14 protein-coding genes and 2 tRNA genes are annotated in these 21,069 nt (G+C 38.0%); 7 read left to right on the top strand and 9 right to left on the bottom strand.

The genetic code is table 11. The features are described 5' to 3' along the window. Window positions 1-69 precede the first annotated feature (69 nt). From ACFFUE_RS02080 to dnaE, 5 genes are all read left to right on the top strand, one after another. Complete coding sequence (locus ACFFUE_RS02080; RefSeq protein WP_376832395.1) at window positions 70-1,149, top strand: reverse transcriptase family protein; 1,080 nt, start codon at window positions 70-72, stop codon at window positions 1,147-1,149. Between the two features lie 207 nt (window positions 1,150-1,356). Continuing rightward, complete coding sequence (locus ACFFUE_RS02075) at window positions 1,357-4,317, top strand: tetratricopeptide repeat protein (RefSeq protein ID WP_376832393.1); 2,961 nt, start codon at window positions 1,357-1,359, stop codon at window positions 4,315-4,317. A 43-nt stretch (window positions 4,318-4,360) separates the two neighbouring features. Continuing rightward, window positions 4,361-6,133: a TonB-dependent receptor gene (locus ACFFUE_RS02070; protein ID WP_376832391.1), complete on the top strand. Its 1,773-nt coding sequence runs from the start codon at window positions 4,361-4,363 to the stop codon at window positions 6,131-6,133. 11 nt (window positions 6,134-6,144) lie between these two features. Beyond that, window positions 6,145-6,216, top strand: a tRNA-Arg gene (locus ACFFUE_RS02065). Between the two features lie 263 nt (window positions 6,217-6,479). Beyond that, the gene (gene dnaE, locus ACFFUE_RS02060; RefSeq protein WP_376832388.1) at window positions 6,480-11,111 is read left to right on the top strand and encodes a DNA polymerase III subunit alpha; all 4,632 of its coding nucleotides are present in this window, start codon (window positions 6,480-6,482) and stop codon (window positions 11,109-11,111) included. 334 nt (window positions 11,112-11,445) lie between these two features. Here dnaE and gldG read toward each other — a convergent pair whose 3' ends face one another. The 9 genes from gldG to ACFFUE_RS02015 form a co-directional block, all read right to left on the bottom strand. Then, window positions 11,446-13,101, bottom strand: coding sequence for a gliding motility-associated ABC transporter substrate-binding protein GldG (gldG, locus tag ACFFUE_RS02055; protein ID WP_376832385.1), 1,656 nt, complete (start codon window positions 13,099-13,101; stop codon window positions 11,446-11,448). A 13-nt stretch (window positions 13,102-13,114) separates the two neighbouring features. After that, entirely contained in the window at window positions 13,115-13,849 is a 735-nt protein-coding gene (locus tag ACFFUE_RS02050) for an ABC transporter permease (RefSeq protein ID WP_376832383.1), read from the bottom strand. A gap of 95 nt (window positions 13,850-13,944) precedes the next feature. Continuing rightward, window positions 13,945-14,490, bottom strand: coding sequence for a CopD family protein (locus ACFFUE_RS02045; protein WP_376832381.1), 546 nt, complete (start codon window positions 14,488-14,490; stop codon window positions 13,945-13,947). A gap of 6 nt (window positions 14,491-14,496) precedes the next feature. Beyond that, on the bottom strand, window positions 14,497-15,324 hold the full coding sequence (locus ACFFUE_RS02040; protein WP_376832566.1) for an SAM hydrolase/SAM-dependent halogenase family protein: 828 nt from the start codon (window positions 15,322-15,324) through the stop codon (window positions 14,497-14,499). A 347-nt stretch (window positions 15,325-15,671) separates the two neighbouring features. Continuing rightward, window positions 15,672-16,262, bottom strand: coding sequence for an outer membrane beta-barrel protein (locus tag ACFFUE_RS02035; RefSeq protein WP_376832379.1), 591 nt, complete (start codon window positions 16,260-16,262; stop codon window positions 15,672-15,674). 154 nt (window positions 16,263-16,416) lie between these two features. Further along, window positions 16,417-16,977, bottom strand: coding sequence for a putative outer membrane beta-barrel protein (locus tag ACFFUE_RS02030; RefSeq protein WP_376832377.1), 561 nt, complete (start codon window positions 16,975-16,977; stop codon window positions 16,417-16,419). A gap of 137 nt (window positions 16,978-17,114) precedes the next feature. After that, on the bottom strand, window positions 17,115-18,077 hold the full coding sequence (locus ACFFUE_RS02025) for a PhoH family protein (RefSeq protein ID WP_376832564.1): 963 nt from the start codon (window positions 18,075-18,077) through the stop codon (window positions 17,115-17,117). Between the two features lie 132 nt (window positions 18,078-18,209). Further along, window positions 18,210-18,289 (bottom strand) — tRNA-Leu (locus tag ACFFUE_RS02020). Between the two features lie 75 nt (window positions 18,290-18,364). Further along, on the bottom strand, window positions 18,365-19,132 hold the full coding sequence (locus ACFFUE_RS02015) for an MBL fold metallo-hydrolase (protein ID WP_376832375.1): 768 nt from the start codon (window positions 19,130-19,132) through the stop codon (window positions 18,365-18,367). Between the two features lie 48 nt (window positions 19,133-19,180). On the opposite strand from ACFFUE_RS02015, the gene ACFFUE_RS02010 reads away from it, so the two are divergent. Together ACFFUE_RS02010 and ACFFUE_RS02005 are read left to right on the top strand one after the other, a co-directional pair. Next, a complete protein-coding gene (locus ACFFUE_RS02010) occupies window positions 19,181-20,611 on the top strand; it encodes a TonB-dependent receptor (RefSeq protein WP_376832373.1) in 1,431 nt (476 codons plus the stop codon). A 1-nt stretch (window position 20,612) separates the two neighbouring features. Next, the gene (locus tag ACFFUE_RS02005; protein ID WP_327984802.1) at window positions 20,613-21,062 is read left to right on the top strand and encodes an XrtF-associated fRMsr-like GAF protein; all 450 of its coding nucleotides are present in this window, start codon (window positions 20,613-20,615) and stop codon (window positions 21,060-21,062) included. The last annotated feature ends 7 nt before the right edge of the window (window positions 21,063-21,069 follow it).

Below are 21,069 nucleotides of genomic sequence, written 5' to 3'. Positions count from 1 at the left end.
GGCTCTTTTTTTATTGCTATGAAAACGCCTAATGAAATACTAAATTTTGCAAAAAATCATAAAAAAGATTTGTGGTATTGGTATCTGAATTACAGAAGTGAAAGTTTTGATTTTCAGGTATTAAATGGTATGAAACGCTATGAAATCAATGCGGCTCTTTTTGTATCCATTTCTACTAAATATGAATTTTGTAAAATTCTCAATATATCGGACATATTTTTAAATATAAGTGTAAATTATCCTAAGTATGAAAAATTCATAATTCCTAAAAAACGAAATGGGAATCGTGAAATTTATGCCCCTAATTGTTATTTGAAGGCTGCACAAGCGAAGTTAAGTTATTTTTTACAAGCATATTATGAGTGTATAAGACCTAGAGAATCCTATGGTTTTGTATTGAATATTAATAAGATAAAAGGATTTTGTAATATCGCTGAAAATGCAAAGCAGCATGTTGGAAAAAAATATTTACTTAACATTGATTTGAAGGATTTTTTTTCAAATATTTCAGGGAAACAGGTGTATGATTTTTTTTCCTCATCGTATTTTAACTTTCCTAAGCCTATTGTAATGGCAATGACACTTTTCACCATTTTTGAAGGAAAATTACCCACAGGAGCTCCTACCTCGCCTGTGATTTCTAATCTTATTTGCTTAGAATTAGACGCTATTCTTAGTCGTTATTCATCTGAAAATGAGATGACATATTCTCGATATGCGGATGATTTGAGCTTTTCATCTGATTCTTATTTTACAGAGGAAAAAGTGTCAAAACTCATTTCATTGATTGAGAGTAAAGGCTTTATCGTTAATAATAAAAAAGTTTATCAAAAAGCGAAGTATCAGAAGCAGGTAGTAACGGGTTTGGTGGTGAATGAAAAAGTGAATATTGATAGGAAATTGCTGAAAAAGATAAGAGCAATGCTTCGCGATTTGGAGATGAATGGTATTGAAAATGCTACAAAGAAACATTTTGGTTCATCGTATAAAAGTTGTACATCTCAGTCTCAATTTCTTAATCGTTTAGAGGGGTATATTAATTTCGTAGGGCAAATTCGTGGTAAGGAAGATGTGTTGTTTTTGAAAATGAAATCTACTTTTGAGTTTTTGAAGAAAAAGCAAGACCATCAACTGACAACTGACAACTGACAACCGACAATCAGCAACCAACAACCAATTTTAAGTGCTAAGTGTTGAGTTTTGAGTGCTGTTCTTCTTTGAAGCAAGAAGCAAGAGAAAGAGCAAAGACTATCAACCGACAACTATCAACTGCCAACCAAAATCGGACTTGCAAAAGCAATATCTTTTCTATATTTTCGTTGGCTTAATTAGAACTAATTTTTTCAATTGAGTAGAATGAATTCAAAGAAAATTATTTTGGCTGTAGCAGCCTTCTATTTCGGGACGGCAGAAGCACAGCAATCTCAATATTTCAATAATAAAAACGATTACCGATACCATCTGGCGGAGCAACTTTACCAAACCAAAGTCTATAATGCTTCCCAATTTGAGTACGCTCGGCAATATTTTTACCATCAAAGTTTATCCCAATCTAGGAAAGAAGCGGCACAGTTTTTTGATAATGTGATTGGGGTAATCTTGCAGAAATACAATGCGGAACAAGGTTTGGATGCTTTTATGAAGCAGTATCCTAATTCGGCTTATTACGCTCAGGCAAATCTTCCTTTGGTAGATTATTATTTAGCGAAGAAAGATTTTAATAAAGCTTTGGAAACCTTGCAAAAAATCAATCAATATGAACTTTCCAAATCTGAAAATACAGAGTATATCCTAAAACTAGGCTATGCTAAATTTATGACGGGGGATTCTCAAGGAGCGATAGAAGCATTAGAAGAAGCATATCAAAACTCTGAAAATCAAAATAAAGGGGAGATTGCCTATATGCTAGGACATCTTCATTATGCCAATGGGGACAATGAAAAAGCTTTCAGTTTTTTTGATTCTATAAAAGAAGAGGAAAGGTATAGCAAGCTGGTGCGTCCGTACTATGTGCAGATGTATTATAACGATAAAAACTATGATAGGGCCATTGCAGAGGGTAATGCTTTGCTGGATGAAGATATATCAGAGGCTTATCGTGCAGAGGTTCATAAGATTATCGGGGAAAGTTATTTTATGAAATCGGATTACGCTTCAGCATATCCACACCTTAAAAACTATCTAGACAAGCAAACGGCACCTTCGGAAAGTGATTTGTATGAAATGGGCTTTGTAGCCGCACAATTACAGAAGTATGAAGAGGCTGTTTCTTATTACAATCAGTTGATAAACAGCCAATCGGCTACGGCACAAAATGCGTATTATCAGTTGGGGAATGCTTACCTTCAGACCAATAAAAAACAAGAAGCCTTATCGGCATTTCGCTCCGCCCATCAGATGGATTATGACAAAAATGTGCAGCAACTCGCCCACGAGCAATATGCCAAGCTAAGTTATGACCTCGGAAATCCATTTGAAAGTGCTCCCAATGTGATTCAATCTTATATTTTAAAGTATCCTAATAGTCCTAAAAGTAAGGAAATGAACCAGCTATTGGTGAAATCTTACTTGTATTCTGGGGATTATAAGGGAACTTTGGACGCCATAGACCGATTGCCCAATTCCACGCCAGAGCTGGATAAAGTGGATCAAGAGGTGTCATTCCTCCTAGGAACCGAGGAGTTTAACAAAGGAAATTTTGATGCCGCAGAGCAGTATTTTCTAAGAAGTTTGGAATTTTTTCACAATAAAGATTTCCACAATAGAGCTACCTATTGGCTCGGGCAGACCTATTATCAGAAAGGTAACTATCCATCGGCGATTGTAAGGTTTGAAAAACTGAAAAACGAAAATTTTGAAGAACGCCAGCAATTGGATTATGATTTGGGCTATGCTTACTTTAAATCAGGAAAGTTTGAAGCGGCACAGCAAGCTTTTAAAACTTATTTAAAAAATCCTAAAACAGAATTTAAAGCCGATGCAGAACTGCGTCTAGCGGATACCTATTATGCCAATAATCAGCTAAACGAAGCCGTTGCTATCTATGATAAAACTACGGAAGTGGCAGATTATACCCTGTATCAAAAGGGAATGGCATTAGGATTCAAAGGAGATTCTGTGGCGAAGATAGAAACTTTAAAAAGCTTGATTTCCCAATACCCTAACTCTGAATATGTAGATGATGCCAACTATGAAATTGCAGTAGCTTACGCTTCTAATGACGATTTTGCATCTTCCAACGCCTATTTTGATAAAGTTATCAAGCAAAGTTCTGATAATGATTTGGTAGCCAATGCACAAATCTATCGCGTACAAAATTATATTGACCAAAACCAAACCGAAAAAGCCCTATCTGAACTGAAAATATTGGGTAATCAGTATAAAAACACGGCGTATGCTACCAAAGTGGTTCAGGCAGCGAAGCCTATCTATGCCAAGAATGGCGATGCTGCAGGGTATCAGGCATTTGCTAAGAGTATGGGCGTGAAAATCAACACTTCGGAAATAGATGAAATCCATCTTTCTACGGCTAAACAATGGTTTGCAAAGAAAGATTATAAAAATGCCATTCCGCTGTATGAAAAATATTTGAGCCAAAACCCAACAGGTGAAGGGCTTTATCAGGCTCAGTATGAATTGGGAGAAAGCTATTATCAAACAAAAAATAATGCCAAAGCCTTATTGGTATTACAAGAAGTGGCGGCGGTAGCCAATGATTATCAAGAGGAAGCTCAGACCAGAATGGCTCAGATTTATCTGGCACAGGGAGATGGCACTTCGGCAAAGAAATACCTTATGCTTCTAGCCAATTCTTCGGATATCGCCTTGCGAGGTTTTGCTCAGGTGGAACTGATGAAGCTTTTCGCCGAAGAAAAGAATTTTGCCCAAGCAGAGAAATATGCTGATATGGTATTGAGCAACTCTAAAAACTCGGTGGCGATATTGGAAAGTGCTAAGGTAATAAAGGCAAGAAGCCTGATGAACAGCAAGAAGGATAAAGAAGCCCAAGCCGCTTATGCCTCTTTGGAAAAATCTTCTAACACGGAGGTGGCAGCAGAGGCTCTTTATGCCAAAGCTTTTTATCAAAATAAAGCCAAAGCGTTTAAATCTTCCAATGAAACCGTTTTCAAATTGGCAAACAACTACGCTTCCGAGCAATATTGGGGAGCTAAAGCTTTGGTGGTAATGGCAAAAAACTATATAGGACTGAAAGATAATTACCAAGCCAGCTATACCGCAGACCAAATTATAGCCAATTATCAGGACTTTCCAGATGTGGTAGCGGAGGCAAAAGAAGTTAAAAAACAGATTAAGTAATTAGCGGAAATTAATATTAATGTTTTCAGAATCAATCTAAGAAATGAATCAATATACCATAAAAATATTAGGATTGGGAATGCTGGCATCCTCTACATTGGCATTTTCTCAAATCCAAGAGGAGCGTTTAATTCTTGATAAAAAACGCATTCCAGAAGTGAAAAAAATAGAAAAGAAAAAAACATCGGTAGAAAGCATCAAAAACTATCCTCCAGAGGAAAAATCTGCTGTGCCAGTGGAGTATGAGATTACCAATGTCCCTGCAGCTTCAGATTTTAAAACCTCTACCATACAGGGGGAAGATATTGCACCGCAGTTTGATGCTAATTTTCAAAAAAAATATTTCCGTGTAGGGTATGGTAATTATGGTAGATTTTTGGCAGATGGCAATATTTCTACTGTTTTAGAAAATAAAATGGAGGTAGGGGCTAATGTCCATTATCTTTCCACTCAAGGATTGAAAAAAGATTATCCTTGGTCCTCTCAGCAGCAACAAGGTTCCGTGGGAGCGTTTTTAACATCGTATGGTGAGCAGGGGAAATTTAACCTTGATGCAGAATACCAACTGAACGATTATAACTACTATGGCATCTATGCTTTACAACCAGCTTCTAGTATAGACTTAACGCAAAAGACCCATCAATTTCAGGTGAATGGTTATTATGATTTTTACTCCAATAACCTTCTGAATGATATTAGAGTGAAGAGTTCCTTTTTGGGTGACCATTTTAAGGCTAAAGAAAATCAAGTGTCTATTCTGGGAAATTTCTCCAAGCACGCGGTAGAATTGCCTATAGATGAGGTTACTATGAATGCTGATTTAGGGGTGGGCGTAGAATATCTAACCTCGAATTTTTCCCTTTTAAACCAAAATAATAGCAAGATTTTCAGTACAGATTTTACACCTAAAGTGACTTTCTTTAAAGGAGAATCTTACCTAATGCTCGGTTCAGAAATCTCTCTGTTTAGTGGGAAATACAATGGCTTGCAACTGGCAAATGAGGAGAGGAATAATAGAGTGTATTGGTTTCCAAGGGCTGAAGCCCTCTATGCCGCCAGCGAGAAATTCAAATTTTATGCAGGTGTAGATGGAGGTTTAAAACTCAACTCTTACGCATCTATGTTGCAAGAAAATCCATTTTTGGTATCAGACCAGATGATTCGTCCTACGGAGACTAAATATCATTTTTACTTCGGAATGAAAGGAGACATCAGCGAGAATCTGAAGTATGATTTTAATGCAGGTTTTAGCAAAGTGAACCATATAATGTTCTATAAAGCTAATGGATTGTTTGATGATATCGCTACGCTCAACCGTTCTGCTTATAATTTTGCCAATACCTTTTCTGCTGTTTACGACAATGGAAAAATTAACTCCATCAATGGAAGTGTACAGTATTTCCCATTGGCAAATTTGGTGTTGGAAGCGGAGGTTAATTATACCCAATATCAATTGGACAACTACAGTAAAATTCTCAATCGCCCATTGCTGAAAGGAAGTTTAGGAGCTCAGTACACGATGCTAGATAAGAAATTACACTTAGGATTTAAAGGCTTCCTAATGGGGCAGCGTACCACCAACACTTTCAGCATTACAGAGTCTTTGGTTGTACCAGGTAATTATACATCTACGGAGCAGGCTAACGAAAAAATTTCGGCTTATGCAGATTTTAATCTCTCAGCAGAGTATAAAGTTCACAAAAATTTCAGTATTTTTGCACTCGGAAACAATCTTACCCATCAGAAGTATGAGCGTTTCAAGGGTTATAAAGTTCTTGGAGCTCAGATTTTGGGAGGTGTAAAGATTACTTTCTAAATCTATAAGTAGGCTGCATAGTTTAATGGATAGAACTACGGATTTCGGCTCCGTCAGTGAGGGTTCGAGTCCTTCTGCGGCTACGATGATGGCACATTTACAATTGTAGATGTGTCATTTTGTTTTACAGTCCATTGTTAAGTGTTAAGGAAGTTTTTCGAGGGATGAACTTTTTATCAATCATATTCTAAATGAACTATAAGTAATTGAGGTATAGATTTATATGGGTATCGTAAAAATCCAATTTTTTTTTGATTTTTTTTTGATTTATCTTTACACTTTAATTGTAAAACCACGATTTCCACCCAAGGAAATTAGACGAAAATAAATCAAATTCTACTCCGAAATGTATTTAGTTTTTGACACAGAAACCACGGGATTACCCCGAAGTTTTGACGCCCCTATTACCGATTCTGACAACTGGCCAAGAATGGTGCAGATTGCTTGGCAACTGCACGATGAAAACGGAAAATTAATTGAAAATCAGGATTATATTATAAGGCCAGAAGGCTATGATATTCCCTTCAATGCTTCTAGAATCCACGGGATTACCACCAAGATTGCCCAAGAGGAAGGGCGAGATTTGCAGGATGTATTGGAAGAGTTTAAAGCCGTTTTGCAGAGGGCAAAATTTGGGGTGGGACAAAATGTAGAGTTTGATTATAAAATCATCGGAGCCGAATTTCATCGGAAAAATATAGAAAATCCATTGCAAGAATTGCCCAAGGCGGATACAATGCTCCTAGGTACGGAGTATGTGGGGATTCCGCAGGGGAATAGTGGAAGGCTGAAACCACCCAAATTGGAAGAGATTTTTGAGAAGCTTTATGGCTATAAATTTGATGAAGCTCACAATGCTGCTGCCGATGTGAATGCTACTGCTCAGGTTTTTTTTGAAATGTTGAGGATAGGCGTTATCAACGCTTCGGATTTAAAGATTAGCGAGGATTTGGTAACGCAGTTTAGAGCGGAAAATCCTAATCCCATCAAGCCCTTTGGTATTGTTATCCGTAGGCAGGTTGCCGATTCCAAAAAGAAGAAAAAACACGATTTTGGCGACACTTCCGATGTGGAGCTGGGAGCGTATTTCAATTTTCACAATCACAGTATTTACTCCTCTTTGCAAGCATCTACCAGTATTTCAGATTTAGTGAAAAAAGCTACCAAAAGCGGTTTTCCAGCCGTAGGAATGGTAGATTTGGGGAATATGATGGGAGCCTTCAAATTTATTTCGGAGGTGGAAAAAACCAATGGAGGACTGAAAAAGGAATACCAAGCTTATTTGGAAGAAAAACAGAAAGCAGAGGAGGAAGGTAAAGCTTTTGAGCAACCAGAACCTCAGAAAGAATTAATCCCGATTTTGGGGTGTGAATTTTATATTTCAGATCGTCCAGAGCAAAAACAATTTACCAAAGACGATCCCGACCGAAGAACGCAGGTGGTGCTTTTGGCAAAAAATTTTAATGGTTACAAAAATTTAGCAAAACTTTCCAGTTTGGGCTATGTAAACGGATTTTATTTCGGTGTACCGAGGATTTCCAGAGCGATGATTGCGGAGTATAAAGAAGATGTTATCGCCCTTACAGCAGGTACCTTTGGGGATATTCCTAATACGATTTTGGAATTTGGAGAGCAGAAAGGCGAGGAACTTTTTAAATGGTGGAAAGATACTTTTGGAGAAGATTTTTATGTGCAAATTCAGAATCACGGTATAGATGAGGAAGAGTACGTTAATGGCGTGCTATTGAGCTTTGCGGATAAATATGAGGTTAAAATTCTGGCTCAGAACGAAACATTTTATACCGAAAAATCTGATGCCAATATTCAAGATATTCTCTATTGTATCAAAGATGGAGAAAAGCTTTCAACCCCTGTGGGTAAAGGATTTGGAAAACGAAGAGGTTTGCCATCTACAGAGTTTTACATCAAAAGCGAGGCAGAACTAAAGCAAGCATTCAGAAACTATCCAGATGCCTTTGATGCTTATGAAGAATTTTTGGGTAAATTCTCTCCTTATACTTTAAAACGCGATGTTTTACTTCCAAAATTTGATATTCCAGAGGAGTTTCAGAGTGAAGAAGACCTTAAAGATGGTGGAAAACGCGGCGAAAATGCTTACCTAAGACACCTCACCTACGAGGGAGCAAGGGTAAAATATGATGAGATTACCCCTGCCATAGAAGAGCGTTTGGATTTTGAATTGGAAGTTATTGCCAATACGGGATATCCGGGTTACTTTTTGATTGTTCAGGATTTTTGTAACGAAGCAAGGAAAATGGGCGTATCGGTAGGGCCGGGGCGGGGTTCTGCTGCGGGGTCTGCCGTGGCGTATTGCATTGGGATTACCAATGTGGACCCTATTAAGTACGACTTGCTTTTTGAGCGTTTCCTCAATCCAGAGCGTATATCGATGCCCGATATCGATATTGACTTTGATGATGAGGGGCGGGACAGAGTCATCAAATGGGTGATTGAAAAATATGGGAAAACCAATGTAGCACAGATTATTACCTATTCCGTTTTGGGAGGGAAATCAGCGATTAAAGATGCAGGCAGGGTTCTGGATGTTTCCATACCAGATACCAATAATATCGCAAAACTTATCCCACCAAGTCCAGGGATGAACATCGCAAAAGCATTTTCTAAATACGAAAAATTAGCTCCAGAAGATAAGGTTTTGGTGGACGAGATGAAAGCCATTTTGGATAATGAGGGCGATGCTCGGCACGAGGTATTAGCGGCTGCACAGAAGATGGAAGGAGCCATCAGAAATACGGGAATCCACGCTTGTGGGGTAATTATTACGCCAGAGGATATTTCCAATTTAGTTCCGATTACCATTGCGGCGAAAGATGCGGATATTATTGTCTCTCAGTTTGATAACTCGGTAGCAGAGAGTGCAGGGTTGCTGAAAATGGACTTCTTAGGACTTCGTACTTTAACGATTATTAAAGACGCTATTAAGCTCATTAAGGCTAATCACGGGGTAGAAATTATTCCAGATGATATTCCATTAGATGATGAAAAAACCTATCAGTTGTTTCAAGAAGGGCGAACGGTGGGGATTTTCCAATACGAATCTCCTGGAATGCAAAAGTATATGCGAGAACTGAAACCAACTGTTTTTGCAGACCTTATTGCGATGAATGCCCTATACCGTCCGGGGCCGATAAAGTATATCCCTAATTTTATCAATAGAAAACACGGCATTGAAGAAATTGTTTATGATCTCCCTGAAAACGAGGAGTATCTGGCAGAGACTTATGGAATTACCGTATATCAGGAGCAGGTAATGTTGCTTTCTCAGAAGTTGGCTAATTTTACCAAAGGTGAAGCTGATACCCTAAGAAAGGCGATGGGTAAAAAACAAAAAGATGTTTTGGATAAGATGTACCCTAAATTTTTGGAGGGAGGAAAGAAGAATAATCTAGATGAAGAGAAACTCAATAAGATTTGGAAAGACTGGGAAGCTTTTGCGGAATATGCTTTCAACAAATCTCACTCTACTTGCTATGCCCTTATTGCCTACCACACGGCGTATCTGAAGGCCAACTATCCTGCGGAATATATGGCGAGTGTAATGACGCACAACCTGAACAATACCAAGCAGATTACAATGTTTATGGAAGATTGTAAAAATATGGGCGTGGATGTTTTAGGACCCGATGTCAATGAAAGTCAGTATGAGTTTGCGGTGAATGATAAGGGACAAATTCGTTTCGGATTGGGGGCGATAAAGGGGATTGGTGAAGGTCCAAGTGAAGCCATAGTAGAAGCCAGAAAGGAAGGGCGTTTCCAAAGTATTTTTGAGTTTTTTGAGAAAATTCCGTCCAGCCAAATCAATAAAAGAGTGGTAGAAAGTTTGGTGGTAGCAGGGGCTTTTGATGAAATAGACCAATACCACAGAGCCCAATATTTCGACATAGATACCAGCGGAAAAACCAATATTGAAAAGCTCCTTCGCTACGGGCAGAGCTTTCAGGAGAGTAAAAATGAGATGGAAAACTCCCTCTTCGCAGATTTTGCTGATGAGGTGAGAATAGAATATCCGAAAATAAACCCCGCTCCTGAATGGCCTAATATGCACAAACTCAACAAGGAAAAAGATATTATTGGATTCTACCTTTCGGCCCATCCATTGGATGAGTTTAAATATCAGTTTCAGTTTATCCAAGGAGGACTTTCTCGAAAGGAAGTTTTAGAAGGAAAAAAAGAAGAAGAACTACCTGTGGAGCAGGTGTTGGCACCCGTGGAAGATGATGATGCCGTGGAGGAAGTGGTAGATATGGAATTTTCTGAAGGGGATGAAGCAATGGAGGAAAAACCTATAAAAAATGTGGAAGCCAAAGGGAATTTCAATTTCTTAAACTTGGATGAGATAGACGCTTTCCGAGATAAAACCTTCGGAGCAGAGCAGATAAAACTATATCAGGAAATCAAGGATTATAAGGAACAAAGAAAGTTCAACGACAATGCTAAAGAGTATATGGTGGCAGGGCTCATCACAGAATATACGGTGCGAGATAGTAAGAATAGTGGCGAGAAAGTGGCATATGTTACTTTAGAGGATTACTCTGGAAGCTACTCTTTCCGATTGGGAGATAGGGATTATCTAAGGCTGAGGGATAAGCTAGATGTACAGCGTTTTGTGATTTTGAAAGTGAAATTTACCATTTCCAAAGACGGAAGAGTTTTCCTCAATGTAACCGATGTAATAGAACTAAAAGAAGCCTTTGAAAAGTATGCTAGAAGCATCTCTGTAGTGATGGAACTCCAAGAGCTACGCCCAAAAGATTTGAAGTTTTTTTCAGAAATATTTGATGAATATCAAGGGCAGCACAAGTTGCATTTTTACATCAAAAATCCAGATGATGACAAGCATATAGAACTGACTTCCTTGCGGAAATATGTGGACATCAATAGTGAATTTCTTACCCATTTCGGACAAGATGGGCTGTACACTTTCTTCTTGAATTAAAACCGTGGTGAAGAACTGAAAAATTGGAAAAAAGATGATTGACTAATGAAAGGGGAGGACGCCGAATAGTAAGGGTAGATAAAAAAGCCTCTGGGCGACCTCTGCGGAATAGTAGTGAACCTTTGCGGAAGAATAGTAGAGGTATGCTATTGAAAGATTGATTTATTCTATTTGATGGTATACATAGACTATTTAATAGGAGACTTGTACTATTGAATGGTAGATGTTTAAAATTGATTCTTATTGAAAATAAATCAAAAAAACAAGTGTGTATTTAGGTTCAGAGAAAAAACGCTCGATAGGGAAGTGCCTACCGAGCGTTTCGTTAAAATATTTATCCAAATTTTTTCTTTCTCAGGAAGACCATTACACCACCCATTACAGCGGTAAGTAGCAGGGGTAAGAGTAGATTAATCCATTGCCATTGGGTTTTCTCTTCGCTGATTCTTTGGCGGTCTAATAATCTGGCTTCGATATTCCTATTGCGAAGCTCAATAAGGTTGGCATCGTCTAGGAGCCAATCCAACGCATTTTTGAGAAACTGTTGGTTGCCAAACATCTGATTGGTGAGCAAATCATAGCCCAGAGGTAGCACCTCGCCTTGTACCACTTTATTGCGTCCCACGTCGCCATCGGCAATTACAATCATTTTGTTGTGTGGGCTTTCAGTACGGAAATTAGGATACAGATTTCGTTCGCTGCGGGTGGTGTAGCCCGATGGAAATTTCCCTTCTAGGGATACAGCGTAGATTTTCGGGGTAGAAGGGCGTTCGTTTTGTCCTAGACTATCCACACTAGCGATTTCCTTTAAATCCACATAATTCGGTACTTGTTTGATGAGCGTTTTAGGGCTGGATTCAAACAAGACTTGGGTTCTGATGTTGGGTCTGCTCAGGGTATCAATAGAAGTAGGAAATTCAAATTTTACAGGATTGATATGGTTGGTAATAGGGTTATAATCTGTGGCAATGCCCAAAGGAAAATAAGGCCAAGGCAAACTGGTGTATTGTGGATTGCCTTGCACCTCACCCGTTACCAGCCTTAGTAAAGCAAATTTTTGTACATCTTTCACTAATCCAGAATTAATCCTTACACCATAGTTAAAGAAAAAGTCCGTCATATTGATATCGATGGGATATGCCATTATTTTTCGAGCAACATTCAGGGTATCCATTTCAGCATTTACGGCATCTATCATCCAGAGGGTTTTTCCACCATTGGTGATGTATTGGTCCAAAATCAGTTTTTCCCCATTGGTAAATGCCTTTCGTGGTTTTGCAATCACTAGGGCATCGTATTTTTTCAGTGTAGGAACATCCTCTAGGGTCAGTTCGCCTTTGTTTTTGGGGATGATAGGCCCAGCATTGTAATTTTCCAAAGTCATATCTACAAAACCTTGGAACTCATTGGGTCTCAATTCATCTTGGTTAACTAAAATTCCTACATTCTTTTTCTGGGTTTCTGTGATGGATTTTAGATTGGAAATCAAATTATATTCAAGATTTTCTATGGAGCGATTGAGTTGTTCAGAGGCATCAATACCCGTTTGTTCTACAATGAGAGAGGAAGAGCTGCCATAGCCATCATATTTAAAAACAGCATAAGGGAACAAGATGATTTCGGAGACTTTTCCATCTTTGAAATCGGGAAGTCGGGAGGGGCTCATTCCCATTGCCATCAGCGTATCTTGAGACATTTTAGTCTTGATAGGGTCTATAAATTTGAAATCAATTTTAGGGTTTACTTTCCTAAATTCTTCCAGCATAAAACGCGTTTCATTCTGAAGTTGCTTAAAGCTAGCAGGGAAATCTCCTTCTAAATAAACCTCTACCATCATTGGTTTCTGAATGGATTTCAGTACAGAAATAGAAGACTCTGAAAGGGTATAGCGTTGCTCTTGGGTTAAATCCCAGCGGGTGGAAAACAGCCCAAAGGTTCCTGCCAAAAGAATAACGAGGATGGTGATATAGGTGAAATAAGATTTTTTCATTTTCTTTGAAGAATTAAGGTTGCTTTTTCTTTTGTACAAAATATGAGGTGAGGGCTATAGCAACTGCCATAATGAGGAGATAGTAGAATACATCTCTGCTGTCCACCAGTCCGCGAGATAGAGAGATATAATGCTGATAACCACCCAGATTGGAAAGGTAGTAATCTACCCCACCCAATAGTTTGTAGCTTGCCAATTGTTCAATCCCGAAGTAAAGGAAAAAGCAAAGTAAAACGCCTAATAAATAAGCCATAATCTGATTGGAAGATAATGACGATGCTAAAACACCAATAGACGAAAATGCCGCAACAAGAAGAGAAAGCCCTAGATAACTTCCCAAGGTAGCTCCAAAATCCAAATTGCCTTCGGGGATTCCCAAAGCGTAAATGGTGTACAGGTAAACCAAGGAAGGAATAATGCAAAGAAAACCCACAATGATAACGGATAGTAATTTGCCTAAAACCAACTGAACAATGGAAATAGACTGGGCAAAAAGCCAATAGAGCGTCCCAGATTGCTGCTCTTCTGCAAAAGACTTCATAGAAAGGGCAGGGATAATGAACATCAGCAGCCAAGGGCATAGTGCAAAATAGCTTTGCAGAGATGCCATTCCGATTTCAAAGATATTAGAATCGTTATCGAAAAAGAACAAGAATAGGGTGCTTATCAGGCTAAATGCGGCAATGATGAGCCAAGCACTCCAATTGCCAAAGAAACTCCACAGTTCTTTTTTTAAAATTGCATTCATTTTTAATAATTATCAATTGTAAATTATCAACTATCAATTAAAGTTTGTTGGTTTTACAGCCTCCTAACTCTATAACCTTCTAACTTTATAGCTTTTTAACCTTTATTTTTATTCACCAATTTTACAATGAGCGTAATGCCCACCACTAAAACGATAAATCCTAATAATAATTGCCACCAATATGCTAAAATACCCGCCTTTAAAATCACGGTGAAGATGATGAGGAAAAGGAGGAATGTTGCAATTTCATTCGCTTGGCGTAGCTGGATATTCGCATTATTCAAGCTGTTGCCGTGTAGGCTTTTCAGGGTTAGAATTTTTTTCCAACACCAATAGTGGTAGATCAATAGCCCGATGAGAAAAGTGAGTTTTAAATGAAACCAAGGGCTTTTCATCAGTCCAGTATTAAGGAAAATGAGGGATATTCCTGTGATTGCCATTAGGACAAAAGCTGGCACCGTGATGATGTTCCAAAGCCTACGTGCCATAAAGACATATTGCTCTCGGAGGATTTTCTGCTTAGTAGCTTCAAAATCATCGGTATCTTTGTAGTAAACAAAAATCCTTACAAGGTAAAAAATTCCTGCAAAATAGCTCACCATAAAGATGATGTGTAATGCTTTTAAGATAAGATATGCCATAGTTATTTATTTAAATTGAATATAGATTTTCTCGCCCACATTGAGTCCGAAGAGGGTTTTGGCACCATTGTTTTTGTTGCCTTTATAGATGCAGAGCTCTAAGAGTTCAGCTTCATTAAAAACCGCTACGGCTTTGCCGTGGTATTCCTTCTCTTTGCTCCAATCTTTGATAAAATCGGTGTACTGATGGTGCACTTTGGAAAGGGCTAAGTTTCTGAATTTGATGTCATATTGCGTGTGGCTGTTTCGGATTTTTTCAAAGAATTTCTTATTGATATTAGAGACCAGATTACCATAATTATCAATGTACATCACTTCACCGATAATCATTTTTTCGCTTTCGTTGTGTACTGCCCTTGGGAAAGCCGCCTCTTTGATGGATTCTATTTTTCTACCAATCACTTCTGGCACGCCGCCTTTCAGCAGGTGTACAGCAGCTGGAACAAAGATGTCTATAGTGCTGGAGGTTACCACATCATCAAATCGGTTGTTGAGCGTAATTTCATAGATAGCATCAGGTCTGATATCAAAGAAGATAAGGTCTAAAATCCCATTGTCTGCCGCAATGAAATAATGCCCATCTGCCTTGTAGATGATACTTTTCACTTCCTTTCTATAGAGGCTATCTACAGAAATAATGTGTATGCTGTTTTTCGGGAAATACTTATACGCATTTCTGAGGATGTAGGCGGTCTGCAAAAGGTTGTGAGCTTCTATTTCGTGAGAAATATCCACAACGGTAGCATCATCTTTCTGAGAGATAATGCTCCCTTTGATGGCTGCTACACGATAATCTGTAAGACCAAAATCTGAAGTAAGGGTAATCACCGACATAATGGCACAAAAATAGAAAAAATGATTGAGAGTTTTATGTAGAGTAGGGCTGAAAATGATGTACGGATTCAATTTGTTTTATTCCGCTGGATCTGCGTAAGATTATTGATAGATGTTCAGTTTTCGTTTCTACTTTAGCTTAAAAGGTTTAGACCTTTTACTAAAAAGGTTACTAGCGTTTCCTGAAAAGCCCGCCTGCTTTTTGGGAAAGTTCGCCTGTATTTTTAAAAAGGTGGCGAGCTTTTTATAAAAGCTCTTAGAGGTTTTTAAAGTATTGTTATAATAAAAAAGTGATGCGGATAAAATCCACATCACTTAATGGTATTTAGTATGTTTCCTAAAAGGGATTAGAATACATATTTCACTCCGAAGTTGATTTCAGAGAAGTTAAGACCTAACCCAAAAGTGTTAGCACTTTTTCCACCATCTGGTTTTGTAGAGTTATATCCCAAAGCACCGATAGTAGCTTCAATAGTCCAGTTGTTGCTTAAGAAATAATCAAGACCTGGTCTTAGGAATACTCCAAAAGAAGATTCTTTACCACCTTCATAAGACTTTCCAGCTACAGTAGTTTTAGTTTTTCCAAACGCCATTGGCACATCTAGCTGCCCGAATAGATAGAACTTGTCAGCTACAGACCAATACTTTCTAGCAAATGGCTTAACTACAAATGCAGATACTGTTGTTTTGTTGTCAGCGTTAGTTTTGTTTGTGCTTGATTCGTACCCAATACCAGCACCTATAGCAATGGTAGGAGATACAAAGTGTCCAACTGCAGGAACAATAGCAACTTCACTTGTAGAAGCATCAGAACCGCTTGTACCAGAAGTACCGAAACCTACTTGTCCTGTTACAAATGTTTTACCTTCAAACCCAGACTCTTGAGCATTCATTGCTCCGAAAAGTGCAAAAGCACCTAGTAAAAATACTTTTTTCATTAGTTCTAATAATTAAATTATCGGCGGCAAAGGTAAACTTTTATTAATATTCTGTTAATATAATTTCTATGATATTTCTCATATATATTTGTTAAAAAAAGAGACCATCCCATAAGGATAGCCTCTTTTTAGATTTTTATGGAAAGATAATCTATTATTGATTATCCTTAAGTACTTGTTTTGCTTTAGCGTTTGGCAAGTAGATTTGGAATCCTACATTAAGACCAAGGTTTCCGTTGAAGTTTTGGTTTCCACCACCAGCTACACCAGAGAATTTTAATAGACCTTCAAGGCTTACATTAGGGGTAAGGAAATAAGCATATCCAGCTCCGATTCCTAATCCTACACCATTGGTAGTAGCTCCAGAAGACTGATTGATGCCAGTAAATCCTACATTACCTTGTGCGAAGAATCTTCCATTTTTCAAGATGCTATCCACTTCATTAGGACCAAAGTAGTATCTTGTGAAAGCACCCAAATCAATATTAGTAGTAGTACCACCATTAGTTTGGTCAGCGATAGATAAGCCAACTTCTCCACCTACTGCCCAATTGTCCTCGATGAAGTATCCTACTTGCGGAGTAAGGGATAAGTTGAATCCATTAGTGAACTTCATATTAGCTACTTGTCCACCTACCATCCAGTTTCCTTTTTGGATTTGAGCATTTGAAAGTCCGAAAAGTGCAAAAGCACCAGCTAAAAATAACTTTTTCATAATTTTAAATTTTAATACCTTTTTTAATGATTTTTAATTGTTTTGTTTTCTAAATTGTGGATGCAAAACTAATTCCGCATTTTGAATTTTCCAAACTTTTACAAAATCATATAAAAAAAATTATGAATCATATAAAACTATGCTTCCTCTCGCTGTCTTTTCTCTTCTTGGTTGTAGGCTAAGATGATTTTTTTCACCACAGGATGTCTTACCACATCTTCTTCGGTAAGGTGAATGAACCCAATCTCCTTGACATCTTTCAGTATTCTGATGGCTTCTCTCAGTCCAGATTTTTGTTTCAAAGGTAGATCTACTTGGCTAGGGTCTCCGGTAATGATGAATTTGGCATTCATCCCCATTCTGGTAAGGAACATCTTCATCTGAGAATGGGTGGTGTTCTGAGCTTCATCCAAAATCACAAAGGCATCGTCCAAGGTTCTCCCACGCATAAAGGCTAATGGTGCCACTTCGATGACTTTTTTCTCTATGAAGTTTTCCAATTTCTCGTGAGGTATCATATCTCTGAGAGCATCATAAAGCGGTTGCAAATAAGGGTCTAATTTTTCCTTCAAGTCCCCAGGTAAAAAACCAAGGCTTTCACCAGCTTCTACCGCTGGCCTTGTAAGGATGATGCGTTTCACCTCTTTATCCCTTAAGGCTCTTGCTGCCAAAGCCACGCTGGTATAGGTTTTTCCCGTTCCTGCGGGGCCTATAGCGAATACCATATCCTTTTGTTCTACTTCCTTTACCAGTTTCTTTAGATTGGTGGTTTTGGCCTTGATGATTTTACCGCTAACGCCTTTTACTATGATATCTTGGTCAAAAATGAGTTGCTTCTCTGTTTCATCTTTTATTTTCAAGATGCTTTCTACTTCTTTAATGGAAATAGCATTATGATTGGAAATAAAAGCAACAATATCATCCAATTTTTGTTTTAAAACATCTAAAGCTTCCTGAGTTCCCATAGCGAAGATATAACTATCTCTTCCTGTTATTTTCAGGGTAGGGAAGCTGGATTTTATCAGGTTGAAATTTTGATTTTGGACACCATAAAAAGTTTTGGTATCAATTCCTGTGAGTTCATAGTTCAATTCAAACATAAATAGTTGTCTCAAATTTTTGATAAAGATAAAACTTTTATTTCGGATAGGCGATATAGGTTTGAATTATAAAAAAGGAATGTGCGAGATTATAAAAGTAAAACCTCCGAAACAGATGTTTCAGAGGTTTTGTACCCAGGGCCGGGATCGAACCGGCACTCCTAAGAACTGGTGTTTGAGACCAGCGCGTCTACCAATTCCGCCACCTGGGCATTTCGTTTGAATCGGTGTGCAAATATACGCCAATTTTTATTCTGTGCAAACTTTTTTTGATATTTTTTTTAATTTTAAAATGAAAATTCTAATCCATCGTATGCAAGTGATATGTTATCAGGTAGTTGGTGATTTTCGATTTCATATAGTCCAAAGTGATGGCTGATGTGTGTAAGGTACATTTTCTTTGGTTTTAGCTCCTCATTGAGTTTTAAAATATCTTCTAATATGAAATGAGCAGGGTGGTAATCTGTTTTTCTGAGACAATTTAAGATAAGCACATCCAAGTTTTTGAGTTTTTCTTTTTCTTCATCAGAGATAAAGCTGGCATCGGTAATGTAAGCCAATTGTTTAAACTTATACCCCAAAATTTCAATTTTAAAATGGGTGATTTTTATCGGAGTAATTTCAGTGTTTAATAAATTAAATTTCTGATTTTCAATAGGGTGTAAATTGAAAGAGGGAGCGCCAGGGTATTTTTCATCTGCGAAGGCATAGGGAAATCTGGCTTGGATTTCTTTGCCCACTCTCGGGTTACAGTAGATGTCTATAGCTCTTCCTTGTTTGAAAATGAGAGGACGCATATCATCCAATCCTATAATATGGTCATTATGCTCGTGGGTGATAAGGACGGCGTCTATTTGGTCTTCATTGTTATGGAGCATCTGTTGCCTAAAATCTGGTCCACAGTCGATGAGAATTTTATGACCTTCATCGGTGGTTATCATTGCAGAGGCTCTAAATCGTTTATCTTTAGGGTCTTGAGATTGGCATACTTCGCATTTACAGCCAATCACGGGAACGCCTTGCGAGGTGCCAGTGCCTAAAAATTTTAACTTCATTTTTTTTGATATACTTAAGTTTTTGTAAATTTACAAAAATTTGAAATAATGCCAGAAATAAAGCAATTTTTAACGCCTAAACAAAAAGCGTTAGCAATTAATTTAGATTCTAATATATACGGAACTTTTGCAGAGATTGGAGCAGGGCAAGAGACGGTACGCCATTTTTTTAGAGCAGGTGGAGCTTCGCAAACCATTGCCAAGGCGATGTCTGCCTATGATAAAGATTATAGTAACGCCATCTATGGTAAGGAGGAAAAGAATAGATTTGTTTCCCAAACGAGGTTGAAAAAAATGCTATGCCACGAAATCCAGCTGATAGATGAGCGTTTGGATAATACGGAATGTCCTAATAGACGCTTTTTCTCCTATGCCAATACCGTTACTACCATTAATTACCACAAGACTTTCAAAGGACACGGTTGGGTAGGCATTATGTTTCAGCACGCTCCTAATGCGGAATATAGTGAGATTATCTTGCATATTAAGTTTAAAGAAAATGAGGCCAGTCTGCAACAAGAAACACTTGGAAATCTGGGCGTTAATCTTATCTATGGTGCGTTTATGCATTTTGATAATCCCAGAACGCTGATTAAATCCCTTTACGATGATATTGCGGTGGATAGGATAGAAATAGATATGATACACTTCGGTGGGCCGGCGTTTCCTTATGTGGACAATCGTCTAATGTCTTTGCAATTGGTGAAAAAAGGAATGTGTGATGCGGTGATTTTCAATTCTGAAGGACAAAATATGCTTCCCGCAGATATGATTTATAAGAAGAATGTCTTTGTGGTGAGAGGAAGCTTTCGCCCCGTAACGCTGGTGAATGTGGATATGTTTGAAAGTGGGTTGAAAATGTTTTTAGAAGATACGGGAAGCACAATAGAAGATACCGTAGTGATTTTTGAAATTACCACTTTCAACCTGCGTGCTACAGGGAAAATAGACGAAAGAGATTTCCTAGATAGGGTAGATGTCTTAGCAAAACTGGGCTATACGGTGATGATTTCTAACTTTGCAGAATATTATAAACTTACCGAGTATTTTAGCTCGTATAATATCCGAAATATGGGAATAGCGATGGGGGTTAATAATTTGCAGATGGTTTTTGATGAAGAATATTATCAGCACCTTCCAGGAGGAATTTTGGAAGCCTTCGGAAAGTTTTTCAAGAAGGATATGAAGGTATATCTATACCCTTATAAAGATAGTGAACTCAATGAACTGCTCACCTCTACTAATCTGAAAGTGAACGATAATCTGAAAGAACTCTATAAATATTTTATTGCCAATGATAAAATAGTGGATATTGTAGATTATAATCCTAATTATTCCGAAATCTATTCTCGGGAAATTTTAGAAAAAATCACCAGTCACGAGAAAGGCTGGGAAAATCAACTGCCAGAAGGTGTTGCCGAGATGATAAAAGAACGAGGACTTTTTGGGTATAAAGAAACATTTTTTATAGAAGAATAAAATGGTAGAATTAAAGAAAAGAATAGCGTCTATCTTAGAAAGCCCAACGGCGGATACAGACGATAAACTGAAGAAAATCTGTCAGTTATTAGACCAAGAAATAGAGTATTTTAATTGGACGGGATTTTATTTCAGAAATGGAGATAAAGAAGAACTTGTCTTAGGGCCTTATGTAGGGGCGGCAACTGACCATACTGTGATTCCCTTCGGGAGAGGGATTTGTGGGCAAGTAGCGGTTTCTAATGAGACTTTTGTAGTTCCAGATGTATCCCAAGAGGATAATTACCTATCTTGTTCCATAGATACGAAGGCAGAAATTGTGGTGCCAATTTTTAAAGATGGAAAAAACATTGGACAGATTGATATAGATTCTCATTCTCTCAATCCTTTTACCAAAGAAGATGAAGCATTATTGCAATGGATTTGTGATGAAGTGGCAAAGATTCTATAACCAGAGA

This window comes from Bergeyella porcorum, from assembly GCF_042427575.1.
In the GTDB taxonomy this organism is placed as follows: domain Bacteria; phylum Bacteroidota; class Bacteroidia; order Flavobacteriales; family Weeksellaceae; genus Bergeyella; species Bergeyella porcorum.
This window is presented reverse-complemented; position numbering and strand designations above follow the sequence as displayed.